Annotated in this window: 21 protein-coding genes; 7 read left to right on the top strand and 14 right to left on the bottom strand. The window is 52.0% G+C overall.

The window, feature by feature from the left end; all coding sequences use genetic code 11:
• Positions 1-105: 105 nt before the first annotated feature.
• Together ACRZ9U_RS20555 and ACRZ9U_RS20550 are read left to right on the top strand one after the other, a co-directional pair.
• Positions 106-1,038, top strand: coding sequence for a VOC family protein (locus tag ACRZ9U_RS20555; RefSeq protein ID WP_480878263.1), 933 nt, complete (start codon positions 106-108; stop codon positions 1,036-1,038).
• A 181-nt stretch (positions 1,039-1,219) separates the two neighbouring features.
• Positions 1,220-1,633: a VOC family protein gene (locus ACRZ9U_RS20550; RefSeq protein ID WP_170403748.1), complete on the top strand. Its 414-nt coding sequence runs from the start codon at positions 1,220-1,222 to the stop codon at positions 1,631-1,633.
• 167 nt (positions 1,634-1,800) lie between these two features.
• Here ACRZ9U_RS20550 and ACRZ9U_RS20545 read toward each other — a convergent pair whose 3' ends face one another.
• Together ACRZ9U_RS20545 and ACRZ9U_RS20540 are read right to left on the bottom strand one after the other, a co-directional pair.
• Positions 1,801-2,259: a hypothetical protein gene (locus ACRZ9U_RS20545; RefSeq protein WP_170403745.1), complete on the bottom strand. Its 459-nt coding sequence runs from the start codon at positions 2,257-2,259 to the stop codon at positions 1,801-1,803.
• Between the two features lie 186 nt (positions 2,260-2,445).
• Positions 2,446-2,934, bottom strand: coding sequence for a MarR family transcriptional regulator (locus tag ACRZ9U_RS20540; protein WP_170403742.1), 489 nt, complete (start codon positions 2,932-2,934; stop codon positions 2,446-2,448).
• Positions 2,935-3,037: 103 nt separating this feature from the next.
• Here ACRZ9U_RS20540 and ACRZ9U_RS20535 point away from each other — a divergent pair, with 103 nt between their 5' ends.
• On the top strand, positions 3,038-3,406 hold the full coding sequence (locus ACRZ9U_RS20535) for an antibiotic biosynthesis monooxygenase family protein (protein WP_170403739.1): 369 nt from the start codon (positions 3,038-3,040) through the stop codon (positions 3,404-3,406).
• 37 nt (positions 3,407-3,443) lie between these two features.
• On the top strand, positions 3,444-3,887 hold the full coding sequence (locus ACRZ9U_RS20530; protein ID WP_170403736.1) for a hypothetical protein: 444 nt from the start codon (positions 3,444-3,446) through the stop codon (positions 3,885-3,887).
• A gap of 261 nt (positions 3,888-4,148) precedes the next feature.
• Here ACRZ9U_RS20530 and ACRZ9U_RS20525 read toward each other — a convergent pair whose 3' ends face one another.
• Positions 4,149-5,270: a linear amide C-N hydrolase gene (locus ACRZ9U_RS20525; protein ID WP_170403733.1), complete on the bottom strand. Its 1,122-nt coding sequence runs from the start codon at positions 5,268-5,270 to the stop codon at positions 4,149-4,151.
• A 633-nt stretch (positions 5,271-5,903) separates the two neighbouring features.
• Between ACRZ9U_RS20525 and ACRZ9U_RS20520 the strand changes: the two genes are divergently transcribed.
• Positions 5,904-6,110 carry a cold-shock protein gene (locus tag ACRZ9U_RS20520; protein ID WP_170328727.1) on the top strand — a complete coding sequence of 69 codons (207 nt, stop codon included), beginning with the start codon at positions 5,904-5,906 and terminating at the stop codon, positions 6,108-6,110.
• A gap of 72 nt (positions 6,111-6,182) precedes the next feature.
• On the top strand, positions 6,183-7,196 hold the full coding sequence (locus tag ACRZ9U_RS20515; RefSeq protein WP_170403730.1) for a fatty acid desaturase: 1,014 nt from the start codon (positions 6,183-6,185) through the stop codon (positions 7,194-7,196).
• On the opposite strand, the gene ACRZ9U_RS20510 is transcribed toward ACRZ9U_RS20515, so the two are convergent.
• The 10 genes from ACRZ9U_RS20510 to ACRZ9U_RS20465 form a co-directional block, all read right to left on the bottom strand.
• Positions 7,188-7,436, bottom strand: coding sequence for a ParB N-terminal domain-containing protein (locus tag ACRZ9U_RS20510; RefSeq protein WP_039524390.1), 249 nt, complete (start codon positions 7,434-7,436; stop codon positions 7,188-7,190). The genes ACRZ9U_RS20515 and ACRZ9U_RS20510 overlap by 9 nt on opposite strands.
• 74 nt (positions 7,437-7,510) lie before the next feature.
• Positions 7,511-8,200: a hypothetical protein gene (locus ACRZ9U_RS20505; protein ID WP_170403725.1), complete on the bottom strand. Its 690-nt coding sequence runs from the start codon at positions 8,198-8,200 to the stop codon at positions 7,511-7,513.
• A 1,639-nt stretch (positions 8,201-9,839) separates the two neighbouring features.
• Positions 9,840-10,472, bottom strand: coding sequence for a tyrosine-type recombinase/integrase (locus tag ACRZ9U_RS20500; protein WP_170403722.1), 633 nt, complete (start codon positions 10,470-10,472; stop codon positions 9,840-9,842).
• A gap of 1,207 nt (positions 10,473-11,679) precedes the next feature.
• The gene (locus ACRZ9U_RS20495) at positions 11,680-11,814 is read right to left on the bottom strand and encodes a hypothetical protein (protein WP_269149748.1); all 135 of its coding nucleotides are present in this window, start codon (positions 11,812-11,814) and stop codon (positions 11,680-11,682) included.
• 165 nt (positions 11,815-11,979) lie between these two features.
• The gene (locus tag ACRZ9U_RS20490; protein WP_170403720.1) at positions 11,980-13,101 is read right to left on the bottom strand and encodes an alanine/ornithine racemase family PLP-dependent enzyme; all 1,122 of its coding nucleotides are present in this window, start codon (positions 13,099-13,101) and stop codon (positions 11,980-11,982) included.
• A complete protein-coding gene (locus ACRZ9U_RS20485) occupies positions 13,098-14,189 on the bottom strand; it encodes an N-acetyltransferase DgcN family protein (protein WP_480902886.1) in 1,092 nt (363 codons plus the stop codon). The genes ACRZ9U_RS20490 and ACRZ9U_RS20485 overlap by 4 nt, the downstream gene beginning before the upstream one ends.
• 201 nt (positions 14,190-14,390) lie before the next feature.
• Complete coding sequence (locus tag ACRZ9U_RS20480) at positions 14,391-15,245, bottom strand: hypothetical protein (RefSeq protein WP_480902883.1); 855 nt, start codon at positions 15,243-15,245, stop codon at positions 14,391-14,393.
• Entirely contained in the window at positions 15,235-15,588 is a 354-nt protein-coding gene (locus tag ACRZ9U_RS20475) for a hypothetical protein (RefSeq protein ID WP_170329075.1), read from the bottom strand. Before ACRZ9U_RS20475 ends, ACRZ9U_RS20480 begins: the two co-directional genes overlap by 11 nt.
• Positions 15,589-15,591: 3 nt before the next feature.
• Positions 15,592-15,900, bottom strand: coding sequence for a hypothetical protein (locus tag ACRZ9U_RS20470; protein ID WP_480902880.1), 309 nt, complete (start codon positions 15,898-15,900; stop codon positions 15,592-15,594).
• A 445-nt stretch (positions 15,901-16,345) separates the two neighbouring features.
• A complete protein-coding gene (locus tag ACRZ9U_RS20465; RefSeq protein ID WP_170403708.1) occupies positions 16,346-17,098 on the bottom strand; it encodes a Crp/Fnr family transcriptional regulator in 753 nt (250 codons plus the stop codon).
• 135 nt (positions 17,099-17,233) lie between these two features.
• Between ACRZ9U_RS20465 and ACRZ9U_RS20460 the strand changes: the two genes are divergently transcribed.
• Positions 17,234-17,467 (top strand): hypothetical protein, encoded by a 234-nt coding sequence (locus ACRZ9U_RS20460; RefSeq protein ID WP_010442296.1) that lies wholly within the window; start codon positions 17,234-17,236, stop codon positions 17,465-17,467.
• A gap of 734 nt (positions 17,468-18,201) precedes the next feature.
• Here ACRZ9U_RS20460 and ACRZ9U_RS20455 read toward each other — a convergent pair.
• Positions 18,202-19,092 (bottom strand): AraC family transcriptional regulator, encoded by an 891-nt coding sequence (locus tag ACRZ9U_RS20455; protein ID WP_480902878.1) that lies wholly within the window; start codon positions 19,090-19,092, stop codon positions 18,202-18,204.
• Positions 19,093-19,126: the final 34 nt, after the last annotated feature.

The raw sequence follows: 19,126 nt of genomic DNA, 5'->3' as shown, positions 1-19,126 counted from the left end.
ATCGTGCAAGTTACAAAAATTCAAAAACGGAATTTCGTTTTCTCTTTTTGGGAGCCCGCTTCGCTGGCGTTCAATTCTCAACGCTGACTACACCGAAAGCATAGCTTGAACTCGGGCTGGATTCGCCCAGTAGAATGGCCGCAAACGGGAAATCACTGCACGACCGAAAAATCTACCGCTGCGGATGCGAGCACTTTCAGCATGAGCAAAAGTCGTGGCTGCAAAAGTCGGTTTTTTCCGCGATCTGTGAATTCAGGCTCGCCCAGATTTTGCTGCCGCAGCGAATGTCGGCAAAGCGGGCTGCTGCTGCAACACCTGATGGCCTCGCTCAAAGTCGGCAATGGGCCGTTGAAAATGTCTCGAAAAACAGGGCAGGGGCTTATGCTGCGTCAGCTCCGAGTTTCGCAAATCCGGGATGAAATCACCATGGCGATGACGGACCTCGGCGGGGAAGTTGTCATCGAAATCGAGGACCGACCTCCTGGTAAGCGAGAGGGCCGCGTCCGCGATCCTTTCGGAAATGTTTGGATACTGAGCAAGACAATTGAAACTCTGACAAACGAGCAAATTCAAAACCGCTTGGTCGGACAGCTTGGTCTGATCGACATCACGGTGCTCACCTCTTGCAGGGAAACTGACCAAAGGTATGCTTTGTCCATGAACATCCACGGCTTCGATCACATCGTTCTCTGCGTTCATAATGTCGACGTAACGCTTGAGTTCTATCAACAAGTGTTAGGCATGACCCCGCGAGAGGAACGCCCCGGCAAATGGTCCCTACACTTCGGTTCAAACAAAATCAGTCTTCAAGGTGTGGGCACAGCACCGGATCTGGCGAATAAAACCGTTCCGGGAAGCGGTAATTTCTGCCTACTGACCGACACACCAATTGAGGAAATCACCGCGACGCTTCGCGCGCATGACGTCACTATCGTGGAAGGTCCTTCTGAGAAACTGGGCGCCGTCGGCAGGCTTATGTCCGTGTACTTCCGCGATCCAGATGACAATTTGGTCGAGGTAAGCAACAGGCTGGCGTAATAAACGGAGTGCAACACGATGTCAGCCACGCAACCAGGGTCGGGAACGAGCAAAAGCTTTTCGAATTTTGCATCGTAGAGAGTAATCATTGTAGCCTCGATGTCGAAACCAAGAGCACAAATCAGCTGGCTGATCACAGCTAAGGTAGGGGCCATGAGGCTCTAAGAACTGGAGAGCAGTCATGCCCAGAACGGGATTCATAGATCATATCGGCATCGCGGTGCCGGATCTTGCGGCGGCGAAGGCCTACTATGATGAGCTAATGCCGATCCTTGGCCTCAAGGAGTGGTTCAAAACCGAACCGGCATTCAACTACGGACCGGATGGGAAACTCGGGACGCAGCTGTTCTTCTACCAGGCGAGGGACGATGGGCACTATTTGCGCCACGCTACCGGGCTACAGCACTTGGCATTCTCGGTGGAAAAGCGTGAGATCGTGCATGAGGCGTACAATTGGGCACTCTCGCGGAAGTCACATATTCTGGACGAACCCCAGGAGTTTCCTCAATACGGGATCCACTATGCGGCCTATTGGCTCGACCCACACGGCATTAAGCTCGAGGTTGTCTGCCACAAAGATGGTGAAAGCAGTTGAGACATCAAACTATCACCAGTGCTCCAAATGCGGAGCTTTGACAAACTGTCGAAAAGCGCTGCGCTACGTCCTCCCAAACGTCTGGCGGTGTAGGTCCGGCGAGAGCCCAATGCGGGCTTTGCCAACCTTTCAAATCACCATCATCCCCGACCTTTTCAGTTCGAGTTTCAATCCCTAGCGGGCAAGGCAACCTCGCCTTCCCAGTCAGAAATACGGTGCGGTAGCGCCAGGAATTTTGACGCCACACGTGTTTTGGTCGTTCCACTTCCAGTCATCCCCGAGTATTTGCCGGTCGAGGAAACGATCCGCCAGTTGTTGACGCCGAAGGCAACAACCTCCCATCTCATGGTGAACGTGTCTTCTTCTTCACCATAAACGCAGACGCCACCGCCACTGACACCGCTGGGTCCGCCGAAACCCGAGCCAACGCACCGGACAAACCCAGGATCGATTGGTCCCTCGTCAACGGTATAAGTCCCATAGTTGTCCTCTTTCCAGAACACGTCCTCGCCCGCGGAAATTTGCTCTTGGTTGACGACATAGAAGTTCGTTACCGACACTTTCTCTGCAGCAGTCAGACAATGAGGTGCAATAAGAACTGCGGGGATTAGCATTGAACGCAACATGTTGTTTCCTTCGACAGTGGGGCAAAGCCAGCATGATAGAGCCTACGGAATTTATTGCTAGGAAGTGAACTCGTAGCCAGACCTGCAGAGTCAGCTTTGTCCGCAACGCAGACGTTGGCTCCTTATTGTGAACTTCGAATGTCTGCTCCGAACCCAGAACGTTCGATGCTGCACTCTGTACGAGTGTTAGCTTTGGGTCGGGTTCTGATCTTGTCGCGTTGAGGCTTCTTCGAGACGTGTTTTGAGACGGTCAACAACATTTTGCGCTGTCGCAATATCATCTGGCGACAGGCCTTCCGAGAGTTCATTCACCCATGGGATTTGCCTCGCAATTGCGGCTTCGTACAACACCTGCCCCTTTTGGGTCAGTACAACTAGGTGTGCCCGCTTGTGGTGTGGGTTCGGCTGAAACTCCACTATGCCTTCTTTGCTCATTTCATTGATGATCCGTTGAACGCCCTGCCGGTGAACGCCCATCGTCCGTGCATGCCAGGCAACGGATTCCGGTCGATCAGAATAGGCGATGGCGCCAAGGATCTGCCATCGGGCACTTGTCAGACCAAGTTCTGATACGAGGCGATCACCGGCAAGCTGCAATCGACCGTTCAGCCGAAACACATCCAGTATCAGCGTTGTCACGGCTTCTCCTGCTTCGGTCCTTTGCTCGTTAGGCATATCGGCTCCTCATTTTATTTGACAACGTGTTGTCATTGTGTTTGATGCATCCTAAATATGACAACATGACACCAAAATGAAGCTACTTTCAAGGAGCAGCGAAATGGTCAGTTTCAAACCCCTCGACCCCGAGTTTCCAATTGAACGGCAATTGGGTATCGACGCTGGACCCGTCGTTCTCGTCAATCTCTTCACAGTCGATCCCGTTGACCAAGTCGCCTTAGTCGAAGCCTGGAAGAGCGATGCCGAATGGATGAAAAAGCAGCCTGGTTACATCAGCACTCAGCTGCATAAGGCAATTGGTGACGGCAGCATGTATCTGAACTACGCGGTCTGGGTGTCTGTTTCGGACTTTCGCGCCGCGTTTTCAAACCCCGAGTTTCAGCAGCAGCTCAGCCACTATCCCTCAAGCGCTGTGACCGCCCCCCATCTGTTCGAGAAGGTTGCCGTGCCGAATTGCTGCACGGCCTGACGAAATCCTTTCCAAAAGCCAATTTGAGTGAACCGCTATGAAAACAAAGATTCACGCCATCGCGGGCGGCATCGGCTTTGTGATGATCCTCCTCTTCTGGACATCAACAGCCACCAGCGAGCTCTTTGCGAGCCATGAAACAGTCGCGACCGTCAAGGCATTGATCCTGAAAGGCATGTTCATCCTCATCCCGGCAATGGCCATCGCTGGCGGATCGGGCATGGCAATGGGCAGGAAACGCAAAGATGCGCTTACGAAAGCCAAGAAAACCCGAATGCCTATCATTGCGTTGAATGGTTTGCTGATCCTCGTACCAGCCGCCTGGTTTCTGGCCGGCAAGGCTGCCGCTGGCGAATTCGACAGCACATTTTACACGGTACAGGTGATCGAATTGATCGCTGGGGCAACCAATCTCACGATGATGGGACTGAACATTCGTGATGGCTTGCGAATGACCGGCAAAATTCGAAGGTCTCGCTGAAAGCTCGATGCTAGTCCAACCACTGGCGAAATTGCCGAGATTCGAGCAAATGCAGCGAACTAATGCTATGTCCGCTTGTCGGGATTTGCAAAGTTCAGTTTGGAATGTCCGATTAGGGCTGCTCCAGTCACTAGAGCGAACAGTGGTGAACGCGGCTTCGAGCCTAGCGCCGTTAATTCGCTGGAGCGATAAACCCTCCATTCCGAAGTTTTATTGGGCCGCAGCCAGCGGTGATGCCGCCACGGCCCGCGTGGTAAAACGTCAATTCGTTGGGGTCACATCGACTAACGTTGGTTCGCGATCACCGCTGGTTTCAAAGACGATCATCTCGTCTCCCATAGCTCCGAAGTCAATCTGCTTCATATCGACCATGTGCACCGTTCTGTCGTACATCGTGTGATAGTAGTAGACGAGGTTGAGGGAGTCCGCAGCGGTCGTGATCTGAGTTGCGCTGTAAAGCAGGTCGTCCGACTGCACATCGTCTTGAGCGCCCTCCGCTGCATCGGCCGGAATGTTGAAATTATCCAGAATGCGAAACGCCTCGCGCACGGTGTCATAGCCACCTTGCGTCTCCCGCGCCGTCTGGGAAAAGGCGACTGCGCGGACAAACCGGGATGGGGGTGTGAAGTCGCCTGGCAGCCCTATCATTCCACTCCCAGCGCCAAGGGGCGCGAAAGTAACGCCACTTGCCTCAACTTCCGGAAGCCCAAGGGCCGACAGGTTTACGTAGTTGTTTAGGTTCGTCATGTGCCAATCGTAGTTTGGCGAATTGGTGATCACGCCAAGCGGAGCATCGAAAATCGTCAGTTCACCGTCAATGTACTCGACAACGATCCTGCCGCCGAACCGGTCAGCAACCAACATATGAAATGGGAAGGGAAATCCGAGAGTCTCATCTACGACCCCGACAACACGGACATTCGCCAACCCGGTGGCAGCCTCTTCAACTGTCTCAAATTGGGAAAGAACATAGCTGGCTAGCAAATCGCCGGGAATCGTGTTGTCGGAAAGGTCAGGGTCGTACTCCTGATACTCAGTAAATCCGGGCAGATAAAACAGCCCGGCGGTCAACCCAGCTTCGTTGATGCCATCTGCGGGAGCCCCATGATCCAACATGCTGATACCGACCATTCCAAATCGGCCGGTCCAGTTTGCTCCGTCTTGCCCATCTGGCATTTCGCCTGCGGTATACGTGAAACCTCGCGGAATAATGTTGATCTTTGTCTCAAGATCGAACGGCCCCCATTCGGCGGTCCTTGCGCGAACGATGCTTCCATCCTGCCCTGTCAACATGATGCCAGTGCATCCCCAGGCCATCGATACTGAAGCCACAAAGGCTATGGTCGCCTTTGGTAATATCCGAAATAATTCGATATGACGCATGGTCGTTCTCCAATTGGAATGATCTGATCTCATGAACTCACTCGACCAAGCTACCACACCGGTTCTCAAGTTGAATGAAGTTTGCATGATCTTCAAATAGGCAAGAAAGTCCGCCTATTCCGTCCCTCGGACTTTGCAAAGTCTAGTTGTGAATGACCGGTTTGGGCTGCCACCTGTCATTAATGTGAAAAGTAACGAAAGGCGACAACGAGCTCATTTTGACCGATGCTGCGTGATGTCCCAATGACTACAATGCGCAGAAAGCGGACTTTGCAAAGTCCCGCTTTGACATCAAAACGGACGCTTATCGCTGTCTCGCATGTTGCGGGATAGATTCCCAAAAGCGGTCATTGATCTTTTGTACCTCCTACCCAAGCCGCCTTCGCGTTTGGATCGCAGAGCAACAGCGTCATCTCAACTTGTCGGGCTCTAAGCCAGACAGGCTCGATTTCTCTGTTGCCCTCCACCGCATCAAGACTTGTATCGTGGGTACTCGAAGTCCATATACACAAGGCTTACGTTTTTCTTTTTCGACCTGCTGTCTCCTCAATTCGGCGTTCAGTCTTTCGATTCAGACCGACCACGCCGAGTCGCCGCAATAATGCGGGCGGCAAGTATTTGGAGACTTCCACCATGGCAAATGGCACAGTAAAATGGTTCAACTCGACCAAAGGTTTTGGCTTTATCGAGCCTGAAGATGGCAAGCGCGACGTGTTCGTACATATCTCAGCAGTCGAACGTTCCGGCCTTAGCGAATTGAAAGACGGTCAGAAGGTTACTTTTGACGTCGAAGCTGGCCGCGACGGACGCGAAAGCGCCGCCAATCTGGCACTCGCCTGACCTTTTAAGGGCACCCTTTTCGGGTGCCCTTTTGAACAATGGGCTACTATAAGCCGTTGGAGAACAAGTAACTTGCAACCTAAAGATTGGACGCGGGTGCTCGCGCAATACCGTGTTGCCGATGCGAAGCGCAGTGTTTTTGAACTTGCGATCACTGTTGTTCCCTTATTCGCGCTATGGGTCCTAGCGTGGTTTGCGTTGTCATTTAGCGTCTGGATCGCAATATTGCTGGCCATCCTGAATGCCGCATTTCTGGTCCGTATCTTCATCATTATGCATGATTGTGGTCATGGATCTTTCTTCAGAAACCGCAACGCATGCAATTGGACCGGCCGGGTTCTAGGTGTTCTTACCGTGACACCCTATGACGTTTGGCGGCAAAGCCATGCGATTCACCATGCCTCAACCGGTAACCTTGATCGGCGTGGTATGGGTGATATCCCTACATTGACCATTGAGGAATACCTGAAACGGAATTGGTTCGGGCGTGCCGCGTATCGTCTGACCCGGATTCCCATCTTCCTATTCGGTGTTGCGCCGATCTATACGTTCTTTCTTCAAAACCGTTTACCTCTTGGTTTCATGCGATCAGGCTGGCTGTACTGGGCAAGTGCGATGGGAACAAACGCCGCAATTGCGGGGTTATTGGCTCTGGCTTTTTGGGCCGGAGGCTTTGAGGTGTTGGCGTATGTTTTCCTGCCAACCATGATTGTCGCCGCGTCGATTGGTATTTGGCTTTTCTACATTCAACACCAGTTTGAACACACGACCTGGGATCGGGAAGAGAGCTGGAATCTTCAGAACGCCGCATTCTATGGAAGTTCTCATTATGCCCTACCAGGCATCCTGCGTTGGTTCTCTGCCAATATCGGCGTACACCATGTTCACCACCTTGCCAGCCGCATACCGTTTTATCGGCTAAACGAGGTTTTGCGTGACCATTCTGAGTTGGAAAATTGCCAGCGTATTACTCTATATGAGAGCTTTCATTGTGCACGATTGCATCTTTGGGATGAAAAAAGTCAACGTCTGCTAACATTTTCCGAGGCTTTGTCGAATGCCAATTCCAATAGGTATTTAGTGTAGTCTGGCGCGAACCAGATAGGCTTCGACCGTATCACCGCCCAAGGCGCGAATGGCCTCTAATCGGTGAAGGCCTTCAATTAGCACGAACCTCTTGTTGTCCGAGCGTATCTGGATCGGGGTCTTCTGGCCGTTCTTCAGGATATCTTCGGCCAGCGTCAGAACTTTTTGTTGATCAAGCGTTTTCGCCCGTTTCACAGGTACATAGATCAGGTCGAGCGGATATGGTCTTTTCTCCAACATAAGCTAAGTGAGCAACCTCTCGTGCATTTGTTCCGGTTCGAAGTTCGCTACAAAAGCTGGGGCTGGAACGTATGTCATAGAACCGAACGAACAGCGTCGCGAAGTTCCTGATGCATGATCCAGGTTGCTGGCTCATCTTCACTTTCGATGTGAGAAAATGCCAGGACCTGCGCGGATCCATCATTGTGTGCCGATCCGGCTTCAGGAAGTTCGAGCTCCAGATATTCCGCAATCAATAGTCCGATTTTCTTGAATACCTTGATGGCGGCCTCGCGCGATTTGTAACCGGCCGCCTGAGATAAGTGACCAATGGTCAGACCTTCCTTACCAGCGATTGTAAGTGCTTTGAGCATTGTGACTTGCGCAGGGGTGAGCCTGATCTGGCGCAATGCCTCGGTATATTCTCTTTCACTGGGAACGAGGGTGCCAGAGTTTCCCTCCAAACGGCGTTGACCGCTACGTTTCCTGTCTCGTTCTTCGAGAATTTCTTTTAACGCTTCAATGGCCAATGCTGGTGTTTCACCAACTGCATCGGCAATCATTGTCTGCGTTTTGGCTGGTGGCTTGGGAAACGCGCGCGCAACGCTGTTACCGCTCAGAATGCCAGCCTTAATCAAGTACTTTCCAAATTCTTCCTCAATCACACCAGATACGTCAGCGTTTCGCGCCTTACGAACACTGCGATCCTGAAATGCTCTTTGGTCCTGACCACGAGCTGACATCTTTGAGTCCGGAAGGGTCACTTGAGGGGCATTTTTACGCATCAGAGAAACACCACCACAATTATCGCTGCAACGCACACTGCTGACGCAATAGATATCTTAATCCCATAGGACCGGCGACGCACCTTTTCGGCTTTGAGACTTTTGCCCAGATTTTCGTCAATCGAGTTATGGTTCACGGCTTAGTCCTTCCGGATTTGTCAGGCGGTATTGATTTCCACCAACCTATTGTCGCGGCACATTTTCGGCGCACTTGTCATTCTGTCTCGTGAACGGCCGATTACATTCCCAACCGTCACCTCTTCGATTTAAGTGAGCGTTGAAAGGGACAAGGATCGCAACGCACCTGTCCTGGTTCGCGCGAAAACCACGCTCACACTTCCATCCAGAATATGTGTCAGACGCGAGGTATGCGTGATCGGGAACGATCACAAAGTCACAGCCACCTTCCGTCGCTTTGAACCCTCTCAGACACACCCAGCCATCAGCGCTTCGCCTGTCAGATAAGCGCCCGTTCTCGGGAACTTCTATTGTAACGCACTCCCGGCCCTCTTTGCGAAAACCCCAGTGGCAATGTGCTTCCTGAGCACCAAATCGTGTTTCGACGAACCCGTTTTCAGGCACAAACACTTCTTCACATCTATCCTCGACACGTTGGAACAAGCGATTGCACTTCCATCGATCTCCGGTCGATGCAAGATAGGCATTCTCAGGAACATAGATTTCATCGCAAAACTCCCCAACTTGCTTGAATCCATGATTGCATTCCCAGTCACTGCCATAGGAACTGCCCGTCAAATACGCGTTTTCGGGTATGTCAGTTCTTTGACACGATCCATTCTTGTTTTCAAAACCTTCGTCACAAACTAATCCGTCGGTATTACCTGCGGTTTGAGCAGGAAGCTGCGTTCCTGAGAGCAACACCAAAAGTGTCGGGATCAAACAAAGAATGCGGCGCGTAAACACGATGAAAGACTGATTGAAACGGAGCCTGAGACCTGATCTATCGGTCATTAGGCACGCAATTTATGAGCCATGTGCTCTTCATACGGCGCCTTCTTTCATGGGTCACGCAATGACTGATGCATGTCAGGTGACAATTGCGAATGCTTGCGAGGAACGAGCTCATAGCGAAGACCCCAGCGAAACCCGTTCCTATGCTGGGGCACATGCTACAATTAGTCTGAAGGCCATTGGATCATCGAAGCCGGCAGCATCGCGGCGACGAGTAACTTTCACCAATGCACTTTTGTGGTCCTTAGCCAGAATAGAGTCAAGGAAGTTTCCCTTGTCGCAATGCAAGTACCGCCAGGGCAGGTTGTTTTTGAAACTGCCGGTGACCAAGATCCTTGGTGAACTACCGAAAGAAATTGTCTGGCCTGAGTGCGGCGAAAGAGGAGTATGTGATCAAGGCTTCCCCGTGACTATGAATGACTGGCCTGATAACATTGGCTGCAACGCAGCGATTTTCGCGCCGCTTCTGCACAAGTACTCGCGGCGTGATCAAATGGCCGCTCGGTCCCGCACCCTGTAAATTGCGCCTGAGCCGAGAAAACTGTGCTGCGAGCGCACGCAACAAGATTTTGACACTTCCGCTCAGGGCACGCTACGTCCCACTCCTGCGTAAAAGAACTAGAACCACTATGGATTGGCGACCGACAGCGCCGCTCGCCAAACTGTCTCAGATGTCTATGCGCTCTGCAATGCTTAGCGCGTCTTCCAATTCAACGCCCAGGTATCGCACGGTGCTATCGACCTTTGTGTGCCCAAGCAGAAGTTGGACCGCGCGGAGATTTCCTGTCTTGCGGTAGATCTCAGCTACTTTGGTTCGGCGAAGCGAATGCGTGCCATATCCGCTCGGTTCCAATCCGATTGCGGTCACCCAGTCTCGAACCAGCCTGCCATACTGGCGCGTCGAGATGTGTGGTCGATCATGGAATCGGCTTGGAAACATGAACCGGCTAGCAAACATTTCCGGTGATTTTACCCATACCAATACAGTTTCTCGCGTGTTTTCCGTCAGTTCGAATTGAACAGATCGCTTGGTTTTGCTCTGGATCACCGAAACACGCTCACGGACGCGATCGTCTTTGACAAGATCGGTCACAGCGAGTTTGACCAGATCGCAGCCGCGTAGCTTGCTATCAATCGCGACGTTGAACATTGTGAGATCACGCAGATTTCCAGAAAGTTCGAGCCGGGCACGGATCGCCCAGACCTGTTTTGGGAGTAGCGGTCGTTTCTGACCGATGATCCGCCCCTTGTTCCAAGCTCTGGGTTTTGGGGTGACTGCAGGTAGTTGGACTCTTGGCATATTTTGCACTCCGATCCACCCTCCGCACCCAAGCAACAGCACCGCGCTGACCACCGAATAGTACAAGCGGCGTGAATGCCTGCTGTCCGATTATGAATACTGGCATGGTTTAGTGTGTGCATTAGGCGGCTTGAGCCCATATCACTACACATAAGAACGGTTCGAGTCCAAACCGCGCGTACGCTTCGTCTTCAGCACCGATAACGATCGGGTTCCACGTTAAAAGGCCCGGGTCAGCACCAATAAGATAAAATGAGATATGATCAGAAAAGCTGGAAAGACCGGCGTCAGGTTATCAGCGACGCCGAGCTAACCCAGGGCTTACTGATACGCCATTTCGCCACGCGCTCAACCCCTTGCAGCGTCGACAAATCCGCTCTCCGAACCCTTCGCTCCAGAATGGCGTTCTGCAACGAAGACACGGGCGTTCTTGCGGCACGTCATTGTGGGCGCGAGCCATGATCGTATCTGCGTCGTTGTCGAAGTCTTCCATCAGTTCTTAGCCTCGATTTCTGTTTTGGTTTATACAGCGACTGGAAAAGAAAGTTCCGAGCCCTAAGCCTTGAGATTGAAGGAGCTGCCTGGTTCAGACTGTCCGATGGGACGGCCTGTAATCCGAGGGGTTTTAATAGGACGAACTGGCATTCCTTCGTTCTCAGCAGCTTGGACAGCGAAAGCATACCGAGAACCGCTTGCGCATCCTCGTGGTATGGCTCGTTGATCTGATGATCCGTCGTCTGCCTCAGAAATGAGCGACTCCGAGTAGAGGTGCCGAAGTTGAGTCTCAGACACACCGTCAGCTTCCATGATCAGTTGCACCATCGGATCGGCCAAGAGTTGGTCGAGCAGGAATTGCGACAACTCCTTCGCAGACAATTTATCCCTTGCGCGGGCTCTCTCCAAATCAGTAAGAGAAACGGTCAACGTTCGCGCCAGACCGGGGTGAGATTTCCGTGGAAGCAGAAAGATTAGCACTGATGCTTTCCAGGCTTCTGGATCCTAATAATCTGGTGGTGCGGAAAGCTCAGTTTCTATGTCGTATTCGCCCGCCGGGAGTAATTCGTCAAAGCCAGGGAAAGTAAACGGCCTGGAAAAGACTGCGATTGTCTTGCTGATTAGTTGGTTCATTTGGGTAGTTCTCCTTTGCTGATACCGCTCGCTCGGAGATGTAAACAAGAACAAGCCACCCGCTCCCGGCAGGGTATTATCAGTTTTGAGGTTTAGGCTTTGATTTTTCGGGGACGGCGTCCTGCCCTTTCGACGTCACTTCTTTTTTTGACGCGTCCGCATCGTTTTCCTTCAGTGCGGCAGCCGCTCTGGTCGTAAGGTCTTTGAAAGACATCATTTTGATCCTTTGATTGTCCGCAACACTCACGAGCCCAGATAGGGTGTGAAAAGTGAATGCGGGTACCACCAATATAGGTATTGGTGGCCCAATTTACTACGTAAAGCCGTAGAATAAGACGGGTGGATGAAGCAGAACCGAGGCGGCGGCAACCCTGGCGCGCTACTTTCGCTTCGAATATGGGCGATCAGTGTTCGCTGCGGTGCAGTCAACCAATGCGCCATCACCATGGAAGACTTTTGCTACATCGGGTGCAGCCATGCCGCGCGAGAGCGCGCTATAGTTCAATTTCAGCTTCACCTCGCCACCAGGGCGAAGCAGACAATTGGTGTTTTCAACAACGATATGATCACTGGTGGCTCCGACGAACGTGACGCCAGCAGGGAAAATTAGACCCGCCGCATCGGTGTCCTGGAGTCCAATGGCAAGGATCGACCGAGTGTTCGAAGGACTGTCTAAAGTCACACACTGCATTGAAGGTATGGGATAATTCAATTGCAAGGGATTTGGATTTGATTTGGTCTTCGTTTCGATCACTTCCGCCCAAAGCGTAAAAACATCTGTGTAAAGCCCGTCGATCGCGTATCCCGAAACGGGATCGGTACCTAACAGGATGGCCTCACCCAGACGCAGGTTGTTGATCTTTCCGGTCGCCCCCTTGCCAAGCGCCCATGGCAAACTGGCAGAACCGCCGCCTGACACTGTTTCCAGAGCGGGTCCACTTGCAAGTTCGGTATCGACGGCAAGCGACGAAAGCAATTCCATTGCTCCTGCAGAGGGTGCCACATGACCCAGACAGGCAAAATTTGCACCAATCCCCTTCAGAGAAATCCCTTCCATTCTAAGAATTTGAGACACAGTGCGCTCAAGGTGTTCAGGCAAGATGCCATCCCGCATATCCCCCATTTCCACCATCAGGATAATACTGTGAGTAATGTTCTTTCCCAGCGCACTCACGGCCAGGCTTGCGATAATGTCCATTTCTGTGTTGAAGCTGACATTGCAGTTATCAACAACTTGCGCGACCTGGCTCAGCATGGGCGTTCGGATCAAGGATATGGAGCACGAGATCCCAGCATCGCGCATACGTATGATATTGCTGATCCGCGCGTCCGCCAGCCCTGTCGCGCCACCTTCAAGCATAGCATTCGCAATCTCAGGATGACCGCAAACGGCTTTTGTCACACCTGTCACCGTAATTCCGCGGGGTCTAAGGTGGTCGACCAGGAACCGTGTGTTGTACCGAATTTTGTCCAGATCAACGTCAATACGCAGCTTGCTCATTCAATCGTCGTAGCACGTACGGGTTGCAAGCGCGGAAAGGCAGATAGAACCATATTCACCAAGTTTTTTGGAGGACGGTTCAATGCGTCAGTGACCGGGAGATACAATTTGCGGTTATAGTCTGTGATGGCCTTTGAAATCTCAATATCATTCATTCCTTCATGGTTGATCGTCATGCCAATTACCTCTGTGTTCGCAAAAGCCTCGATCAGGGTGATTTCATCGCAAGGGTCGGGCATTGTCATGTTGGGGAAATCACATCGACGTTTTCGTTTGGGCGCGTGTTGAAGAATAACTGCATGTGGCTGACTGCCTCGCAGAATGAAGGCTGATGTGCAAAAGGCCGGATGGCTTAGCGCGCCCTGGCCCTCGATCACTATGACATCCGGGTGTTCATCTTCAGATGCTGCAACAACAGCGCGCTCAAGCTCGCCACAGCAAAATTGCGGCGGCACCGAATCCATCGCGACACCATACTTGGCGCCCTGCATCAAACCAGTTTGGCCGGTACCGACCAAAACTGTTTTGATCCCATGCGCGTTAAGGGCACTTGTCAGGATTGTCGCGGTTGTACGCTTTCCAATTGCACAATCGGTGCCGAACACCGCGATGCGGATCGCCTGGACGTCTCCAACACTGCCATCTAACAGGCGCAGGTCGCGATTAGGCCGCGGCTTGCGAATGTCGCGTATCGTGACATCGTGAATTTTGGCAAATCCGGCGAGCTCTTTGTCATCGCAAAGAAATTCATGCAGCCCACTGACGATGTTCATTCCGAGCGTTATCGCATCCACAACAGCTTCGCGATCTTCAAGGGACATTCTGCCGCTGGCCGGCGCCATTCCGTAAATAAACGTGTCGGGGATAGTAGCTTCATTAGCGACGGCGGCATCAAGATCATCGAAGATGGGAACCTGATTTGCGACATTATCAAGCACTTTGCCACTGTCACGACCGCCATACGTGCTGTCGATCACCGAAAGAACGCGATAGGCCTGTGAATGTCGAACGAGACCATTAGCCGTCTTGCCATCGATCTTTGCGAAGTTTCCTTCGCAATACACAATTGCAGTCGGTGTATCTGTCACAAGTGTCTTGCGGTGAAGCTCTGGAAAAACTGCTTGTTCAGGCGGCAGCTTTTGCGCATTGCTGGCAATGAACTTCCTGTCATCCGACGCAATGGGTAGGGGTTTCATATCTGTTCCTTTTGGGAGTGTGAAACGCGCCGTCCTTGGTAAGAACGGGCACAAATTGTGAAGTTTGGAAAAATGGGCTCTCTGCCTGAAACCTCAATTGTTCAGAACACACTGACCTTCTGACTGATGATAATTTCTGTGGCATTCCCACCTATTACCGGATCGGTCGATATGGGCATTTTCTGGTAACTCGATTGCATTGCAGCGATCACCGGACGCCTCGTAACCACGTTCGCATTTCCATCCAACTCCATGGATCGCGTCATCGTAGAAAGCATTTTCAGGCACAAACACGGCATCGCACTGTCCGTCGCGCTCAAAATACCCACGCTCGCACGTCCAGGGACGCCCGCTGGTTGATGCGTTCAGAAAAGCGTTTTCCGGCACCGCTACTGCCACGCATGCTTCTCCGTCTTTTTCGTAGCCACGGTTGCAACGCCATGCAGATCCATAAGTGCTATTCGTTAGGTAAGCATTATCCGGCACCACGATTTTCTCGCAGCTATCGTCTACTCTTGTGTATCCACGCAGGCACCGCCACCTCTCACCTGATGGATCGAGATATCCACCCTCAGGCACAATCACTTCAGTGCATGAGGTGCCGCCAACTTCAACAAAGCCATGCATACATGCCCACCCTGAGCCATAGGTTCTGTTTGTGGGGTAGGCATTTCCCGGCACGACAATGGCCACGCATTCTTCGCCTTTCAACCGATAGGACAAATCGCATTCCCAACCGTCGCCATGCTTTTTGGGATGCGCGTTATCCGGGATCGAATCTGTTTCGGCCGATGCGGGACTTGATGAGATAAAGGAGCCCGCCAAACTGCTGAAGACGACAACAAACAACGCAGCCATTAAGTGAGCGCAAAACCGGTACTGATTTTTTCGATTTGCCCTGATGCAAACGGCGTTGTCCGAATGTTGAGTGATTGAGTTACGATCCATCCAGGTTCAGCCCCTCGATACAGGCCTGCGCCAGGTCTTTGTTAGGAGTTTGGGATCCCGGCACCGTTGCCCAGCCAGCCGCCATGACGGCATCCTTCTGCTTGAAAGAAGAAGCCTCTTTGATCGTCGTTATTTTTTCGGCGCGTTGGGCGTCAGTTCTCGCCATGTCGACGCAGACCGGAACCAACGCAGCGATTACATTATCGCGGGACATGGCGTTGGCCATCTTGTCCGCGCTACCGCCGGTCATCCATCCACCCCATGAAAATCCAACGACGCCTACGAAAACCCCGCCGATCAGAGCACCGTAGATTCCGGGTTTAAGCCATTCGGGCGTGTTCATAATCTATTCCTCCTGCGGTGAAAGCGCCGCATCGCTGTCATTGTTAGATGTGGCCAAGGTCTGGTCGTGCTTGAGCGCCAGTTCAAAATCTTCTGGGTCAATTGTGCGCATTTCCGTGCGGCCTGGCTTGCTGCCTTTGCCCCGAACTGTCAGGTAGGTTCCGGTTCTGCGATATGCTTCGAAACTCAGGCCCTGCAGTAGCTCTTCTTCGACAACTACTTCATACTCGCCTGCAGGAAGTACATCCGGGTAGCCGGACAAAGAGAACGGATTTGAAAACGTCACCAAAGAACTGGACGATCTTGTGCTCACCTTTGTCCTCCATTTAGTTTGTTGGATCTTCCCCGCGCAGTCTGCCGCGGTACACGCTCGTAAGCGCCGCGGTAGTACTGGCGTTGTAATTTAGAATAATGTGCAAATGGCAGGCGCGCGCTGATCGATGTTAGTCGGCGGCCAATGACCTGAGATTTTATTGGAATCTCAAATGCATTTGGTGTCCGAGGATCAGGTGACGCCGAAAACGAACTAACCTGCGTCAGTGCAACGATGTTTGGATTCCGGCAACGTGATGTGTGTTGGCGGGATATTTGCTAGCGTGTTCTTAACGAGTATTTAAGAAGCGCAGGAAATCCAGTACCGCAATCGGACTGTATTTATCTTGCGCTTCTTTTTCAGTGAAATCCCAAATCTGCCGAAGCGAATTCCGTCTCTAACAGGCAACGATCATCAAAATCCCGGCATCGCTGTAGGGGTGAACTTATTGCTTCAACAGTGGCCCGGCCTGATCCAGATAAGTGGGGTCAAAACCGGCCAACGTCACCAGTCCTTCATAATCATCAAATACCACTTGCCCGGATTGAAAAGTAACCAGCCCCTTCTCCCGCAGTTGCCGTAGGACACGATTAACATGCACGGCACTCAGTCCCAGCGCATCGGCAAGGTGGTATTGTGTCAGGGGGCAAGTGTATCCCGTCTTGTTTGCCATCCCGACCTGAGTCAGCCTCACACCAAGTTCCAAAAGAAAATGCGCCATGCGCTCACCCGCATCGCGCCGTCCTATGTTGACCAGGTGCTCAACCACCATCGCTTCATCTCGGGAGACCGCCCAAAGAATTGCTGTCGCCAGCCGGGGCGTCTGCGCAAATGCTTCCAGGAGATCATCCACTACTACTTCGATGGCTTGGATTTCCATGATTGGTTCTATGCTGTGATCCGAGGTGTGCAGCAGAACGCTTCGCAAGCCCAGAAAGTCACCCGGTATTTGGAAATCGACGATCTGACGCGACCCGTCAGTCTGGGTTTTGTAGGAACAAACCCAGCCCGAGGCCAGAATGTAGGCAGCCTGCTCTGATTGCCCTTGATGCACAAGGTCACGTCCGGCTTCAAAGGTTCTGCGACGCTTGTGCAGGCGTGCCAATGCCGCAAGTTCAACCTCAGTCAGAGCGACGAAGTTTGAAAGCTTTCGGGTGAGTGGACTGTTTTTGATAGTGCGCAAGTGTTCTTCCTTCATCGATGAGCAGCCCGCGAAACTATCCGACGCCAAGACTGCTTTCGATCAGTTAAGTATACAGCAATCTATGCCAGTATGATGCAATTCATTGTGGCGCTTCCTTGCTTGGACGCCTGTTAAAAAAGGACGTCTACCATGGCTGACCGGCAAGACCACTCAGGAATGGCCGCACTCTCAATTTGTGAAGCGCTTTTGCTTGCAATTAAAGATCGTGAGCTTCTGCCCGAACATGAAATTGTGGGAGTTCTGCATGACGCAGCTGCTGTCCACGAAACAGCGGTCGGCAATAACGATGAAAAGGACATGCACCAGGCCGCCGCTGTTCTGATAAACAAGATCATTGCTTCCGGCTATCGCGTTCGGCAGTAACGTTAATTTCCTGTCAGAAAAACAAGAATACGCTCGTCAAAAAAGCATAACAACAAATAGAAGCACTATTGGTGCTTCGTTCCCGATCAATTCAAACACGAAGCAAGAACCAAAGATCCAATCTCTGCAATATCTCAACTTAATGAAAAATTCCACGACCGCGAATTACTCCCTCTTCCCCGCCACCTGCATGAGCCACAACGAGAATTTTCTTACTGGCTGAAGGCCCGCATGGCCTGTCCTGCTGCACTGCCTGCGACAACGCAAACGTTGGCTTTGTTCGGCGTCTAAGTTGCTGATCCTATGTGCCTCGAAACTACAGTTTGATAGTATCGCATCATCATAGCTTTGAATGACCGGTCTGGCGACAACAGCTGCAACGCAGCGATGAATGTGCTGCGACAGCAAATCAATGCCGCGTCAGCAATTGCCGCAATCGCACAAGTCCGGTTTGTCCTGCGAAGCAGACATTGAACAGAGTTGCGACGAATGACCATTCTGCGGACATCCGCAATATTACTCCAAAGAACCGCAGTCAGCCCGAAGCGGACCTTCGCAACCAAGCTTTGCTAACTCCGAAATACACAACGAAACGGCCAGTTGCAGAGGTTGTATCGGCGGTGGCAACCAACCATTCATGTCGTCGACTAACCTGTTCAACGTCGCACTACAACTTCTCCGAACTGATCCCACGAGGACCTAATCTTCGAAGCGTTCATTTGGCTCGACCACATTTACTTGCTTCGGAACTTGGTCGGTGTCATTCCGGTCTGACCTCGGAAAAAGCGAGTGAAATGGGACTTGTCAGAATAGCCGAGCATCAGTCCGATCTCTGCAATTGTCATCTGGTTTTGTTTGAGGTGCTCCTTGGCGACATCGATACGCAGCCGTTTGATTTCGCGCGGTAACGTTGTGCCTTGTTGATGAAGCGCTTTCAGGAACCGTTCCGGCTGTATTCCCAGCAACTCGGCCGCCATCTCCGGCCCCAAATCGGGTTCATCCAGTTTGCCGCGCAACACAGAGCGCAAAGCAGCCACCACAGTTACTTCTTCATCTTGTCGCGGTGAGGCCATCGGCTTGGCAGAGCCGTCAGAGACATGGTGCAAAAACAACCATTCCACAGGAAAACTAATTTGCATTCCGGGATCGGTTCCAAGGCCAACCTCGATCCCTTTGTAGTCGATAGGCAGCCCATTGATGTATCTGCTTTCCCATCGCACACGGGAAGAGTCCCAGGACTCTCCGACGACGGTCTGCAATAGGCGTACATAGATTGCGGCACCAAAACCGGTCACCTGAATGGGTGGGACGGTTGGTTCCTGTTGCCTCTCGATACGATAAGTCGCTTTGTCTGCTTCAATGACAAGGCTGTGCCGCACAGAATTGGACTCCTGCGGCACGAGCTCAACAAAGCGGGTAAAAAACTCGAACAGCGTTTTTGTAGATTGCAAGGCTTGAGCGAAGGGCGGCCACTCTTGCAGGTCAAACGCTTCCCCTACATTCAGTCCTAGGTATCGATCCCCTGATACTTCTGAGAAAGCATTTACCAAGCCGTAAACCAACTCGGAGTGAACGAACACGGATGGGTTAGTCATAAGTTCAGCTTTCAAGCCGACCTGTTCCAATGCTGGTTCCTGATTGATCTTACGTTCGGTGAGA

Source organism: Ruegeria sp. D7 (assembly GCF_056534355.1).
Note: the sequence above shows the minus strand (reverse complement) of the source record. Positions and strands in the feature narration are given on the sequence as shown.

Bases quoted from the DNA above. Each gene is read 5' to 3' on its own strand.
- ACRZ9U_RS20475 (WP_170329075.1), bottom strand. From the start codon at position 15,588: ATGAACACGCCCGAATGGCTTAAACCCGGAATCTACGGTGCTCTGATC.
- ACRZ9U_RS20525 (WP_170403733.1), bottom strand. From the start codon at position 5,270: ATGCGTCATATCGAATTATTTCGGATATTACCAAAGGCGACCATAGCC.
- ACRZ9U_RS20550 (WP_170403748.1), top strand. From the start codon at position 1,220: ATGCCCAGAACGGGATTCATAGATCATATCGGCATCGCGGTGCCGGAT.
- ACRZ9U_RS20545 (WP_170403745.1), bottom strand. From the start codon at position 2,259: ATGTTGCGTTCAATGCTAATCCCCGCAGTTCTTATTGCACCTCATTGT.
- ACRZ9U_RS20465 (WP_170403708.1), bottom strand. From the start codon at position 17,098: ATGAAGGAAGAACACTTGCGCACTATCAAAAACAGTCCACTCACCCGA.
- ACRZ9U_RS20460 (WP_010442296.1), top strand. From the start codon at position 17,234: ATGGCTGACCGGCAAGACCACTCAGGAATGGCCGCACTCTCAATTTGT.
- ACRZ9U_RS20500 (WP_170403722.1), bottom strand. From the start codon at position 10,472: ATGCCAAGAGTCCAACTACCTGCAGTCACCCCAAAACCCAGAGCTTGG.
- ACRZ9U_RS20530 (WP_170403736.1), top strand. From the start codon at position 3,444: ATGAAAACAAAGATTCACGCCATCGCGGGCGGCATCGGCTTTGTGATG.
- ACRZ9U_RS20480 (WP_480902883.1), bottom strand. From the start codon at position 15,245: ATGGATCGTAACTCAATCACTCAACATTCGGACAACGCCGTTTGCATC.
- ACRZ9U_RS20540 (WP_170403742.1), bottom strand. From the start codon at position 2,934: ATGCCTAACGAGCAAAGGACCGAAGCAGGAGAAGCCGTGACAACGCTG.
- ACRZ9U_RS20505 (WP_170403725.1), bottom strand. From the start codon at position 8,200: ATGCGTAAAAATGCCCCTCAAGTGACCCTTCCGGACTCAAAGATGTCA.
- ACRZ9U_RS20495 (WP_269149748.1), bottom strand. From the start codon at position 11,814: ATGTCTTTCAAAGACCTTACGACCAGAGCGGCTGCCGCACTGAAGGAA.
- ACRZ9U_RS20520 (WP_170328727.1), top strand. From the start codon at position 5,904: ATGGCAAATGGCACAGTAAAATGGTTCAACTCGACCAAAGGTTTTGGC.
- ACRZ9U_RS20510 (WP_039524390.1), bottom strand. From the start codon at position 7,436: ATGTTGGAGAAAAGACCATATCCGCTCGACCTGATCTATGTACCTGTG.
- ACRZ9U_RS20535 (WP_170403739.1), top strand. From the start codon at position 3,038: ATGGTCAGTTTCAAACCCCTCGACCCCGAGTTTCCAATTGAACGGCAA.
- ACRZ9U_RS20490 (WP_170403720.1), bottom strand. From the start codon at position 13,101: ATGAGCAAGCTGCGTATTGACGTTGATCTGGACAAAATTCGGTACAAC.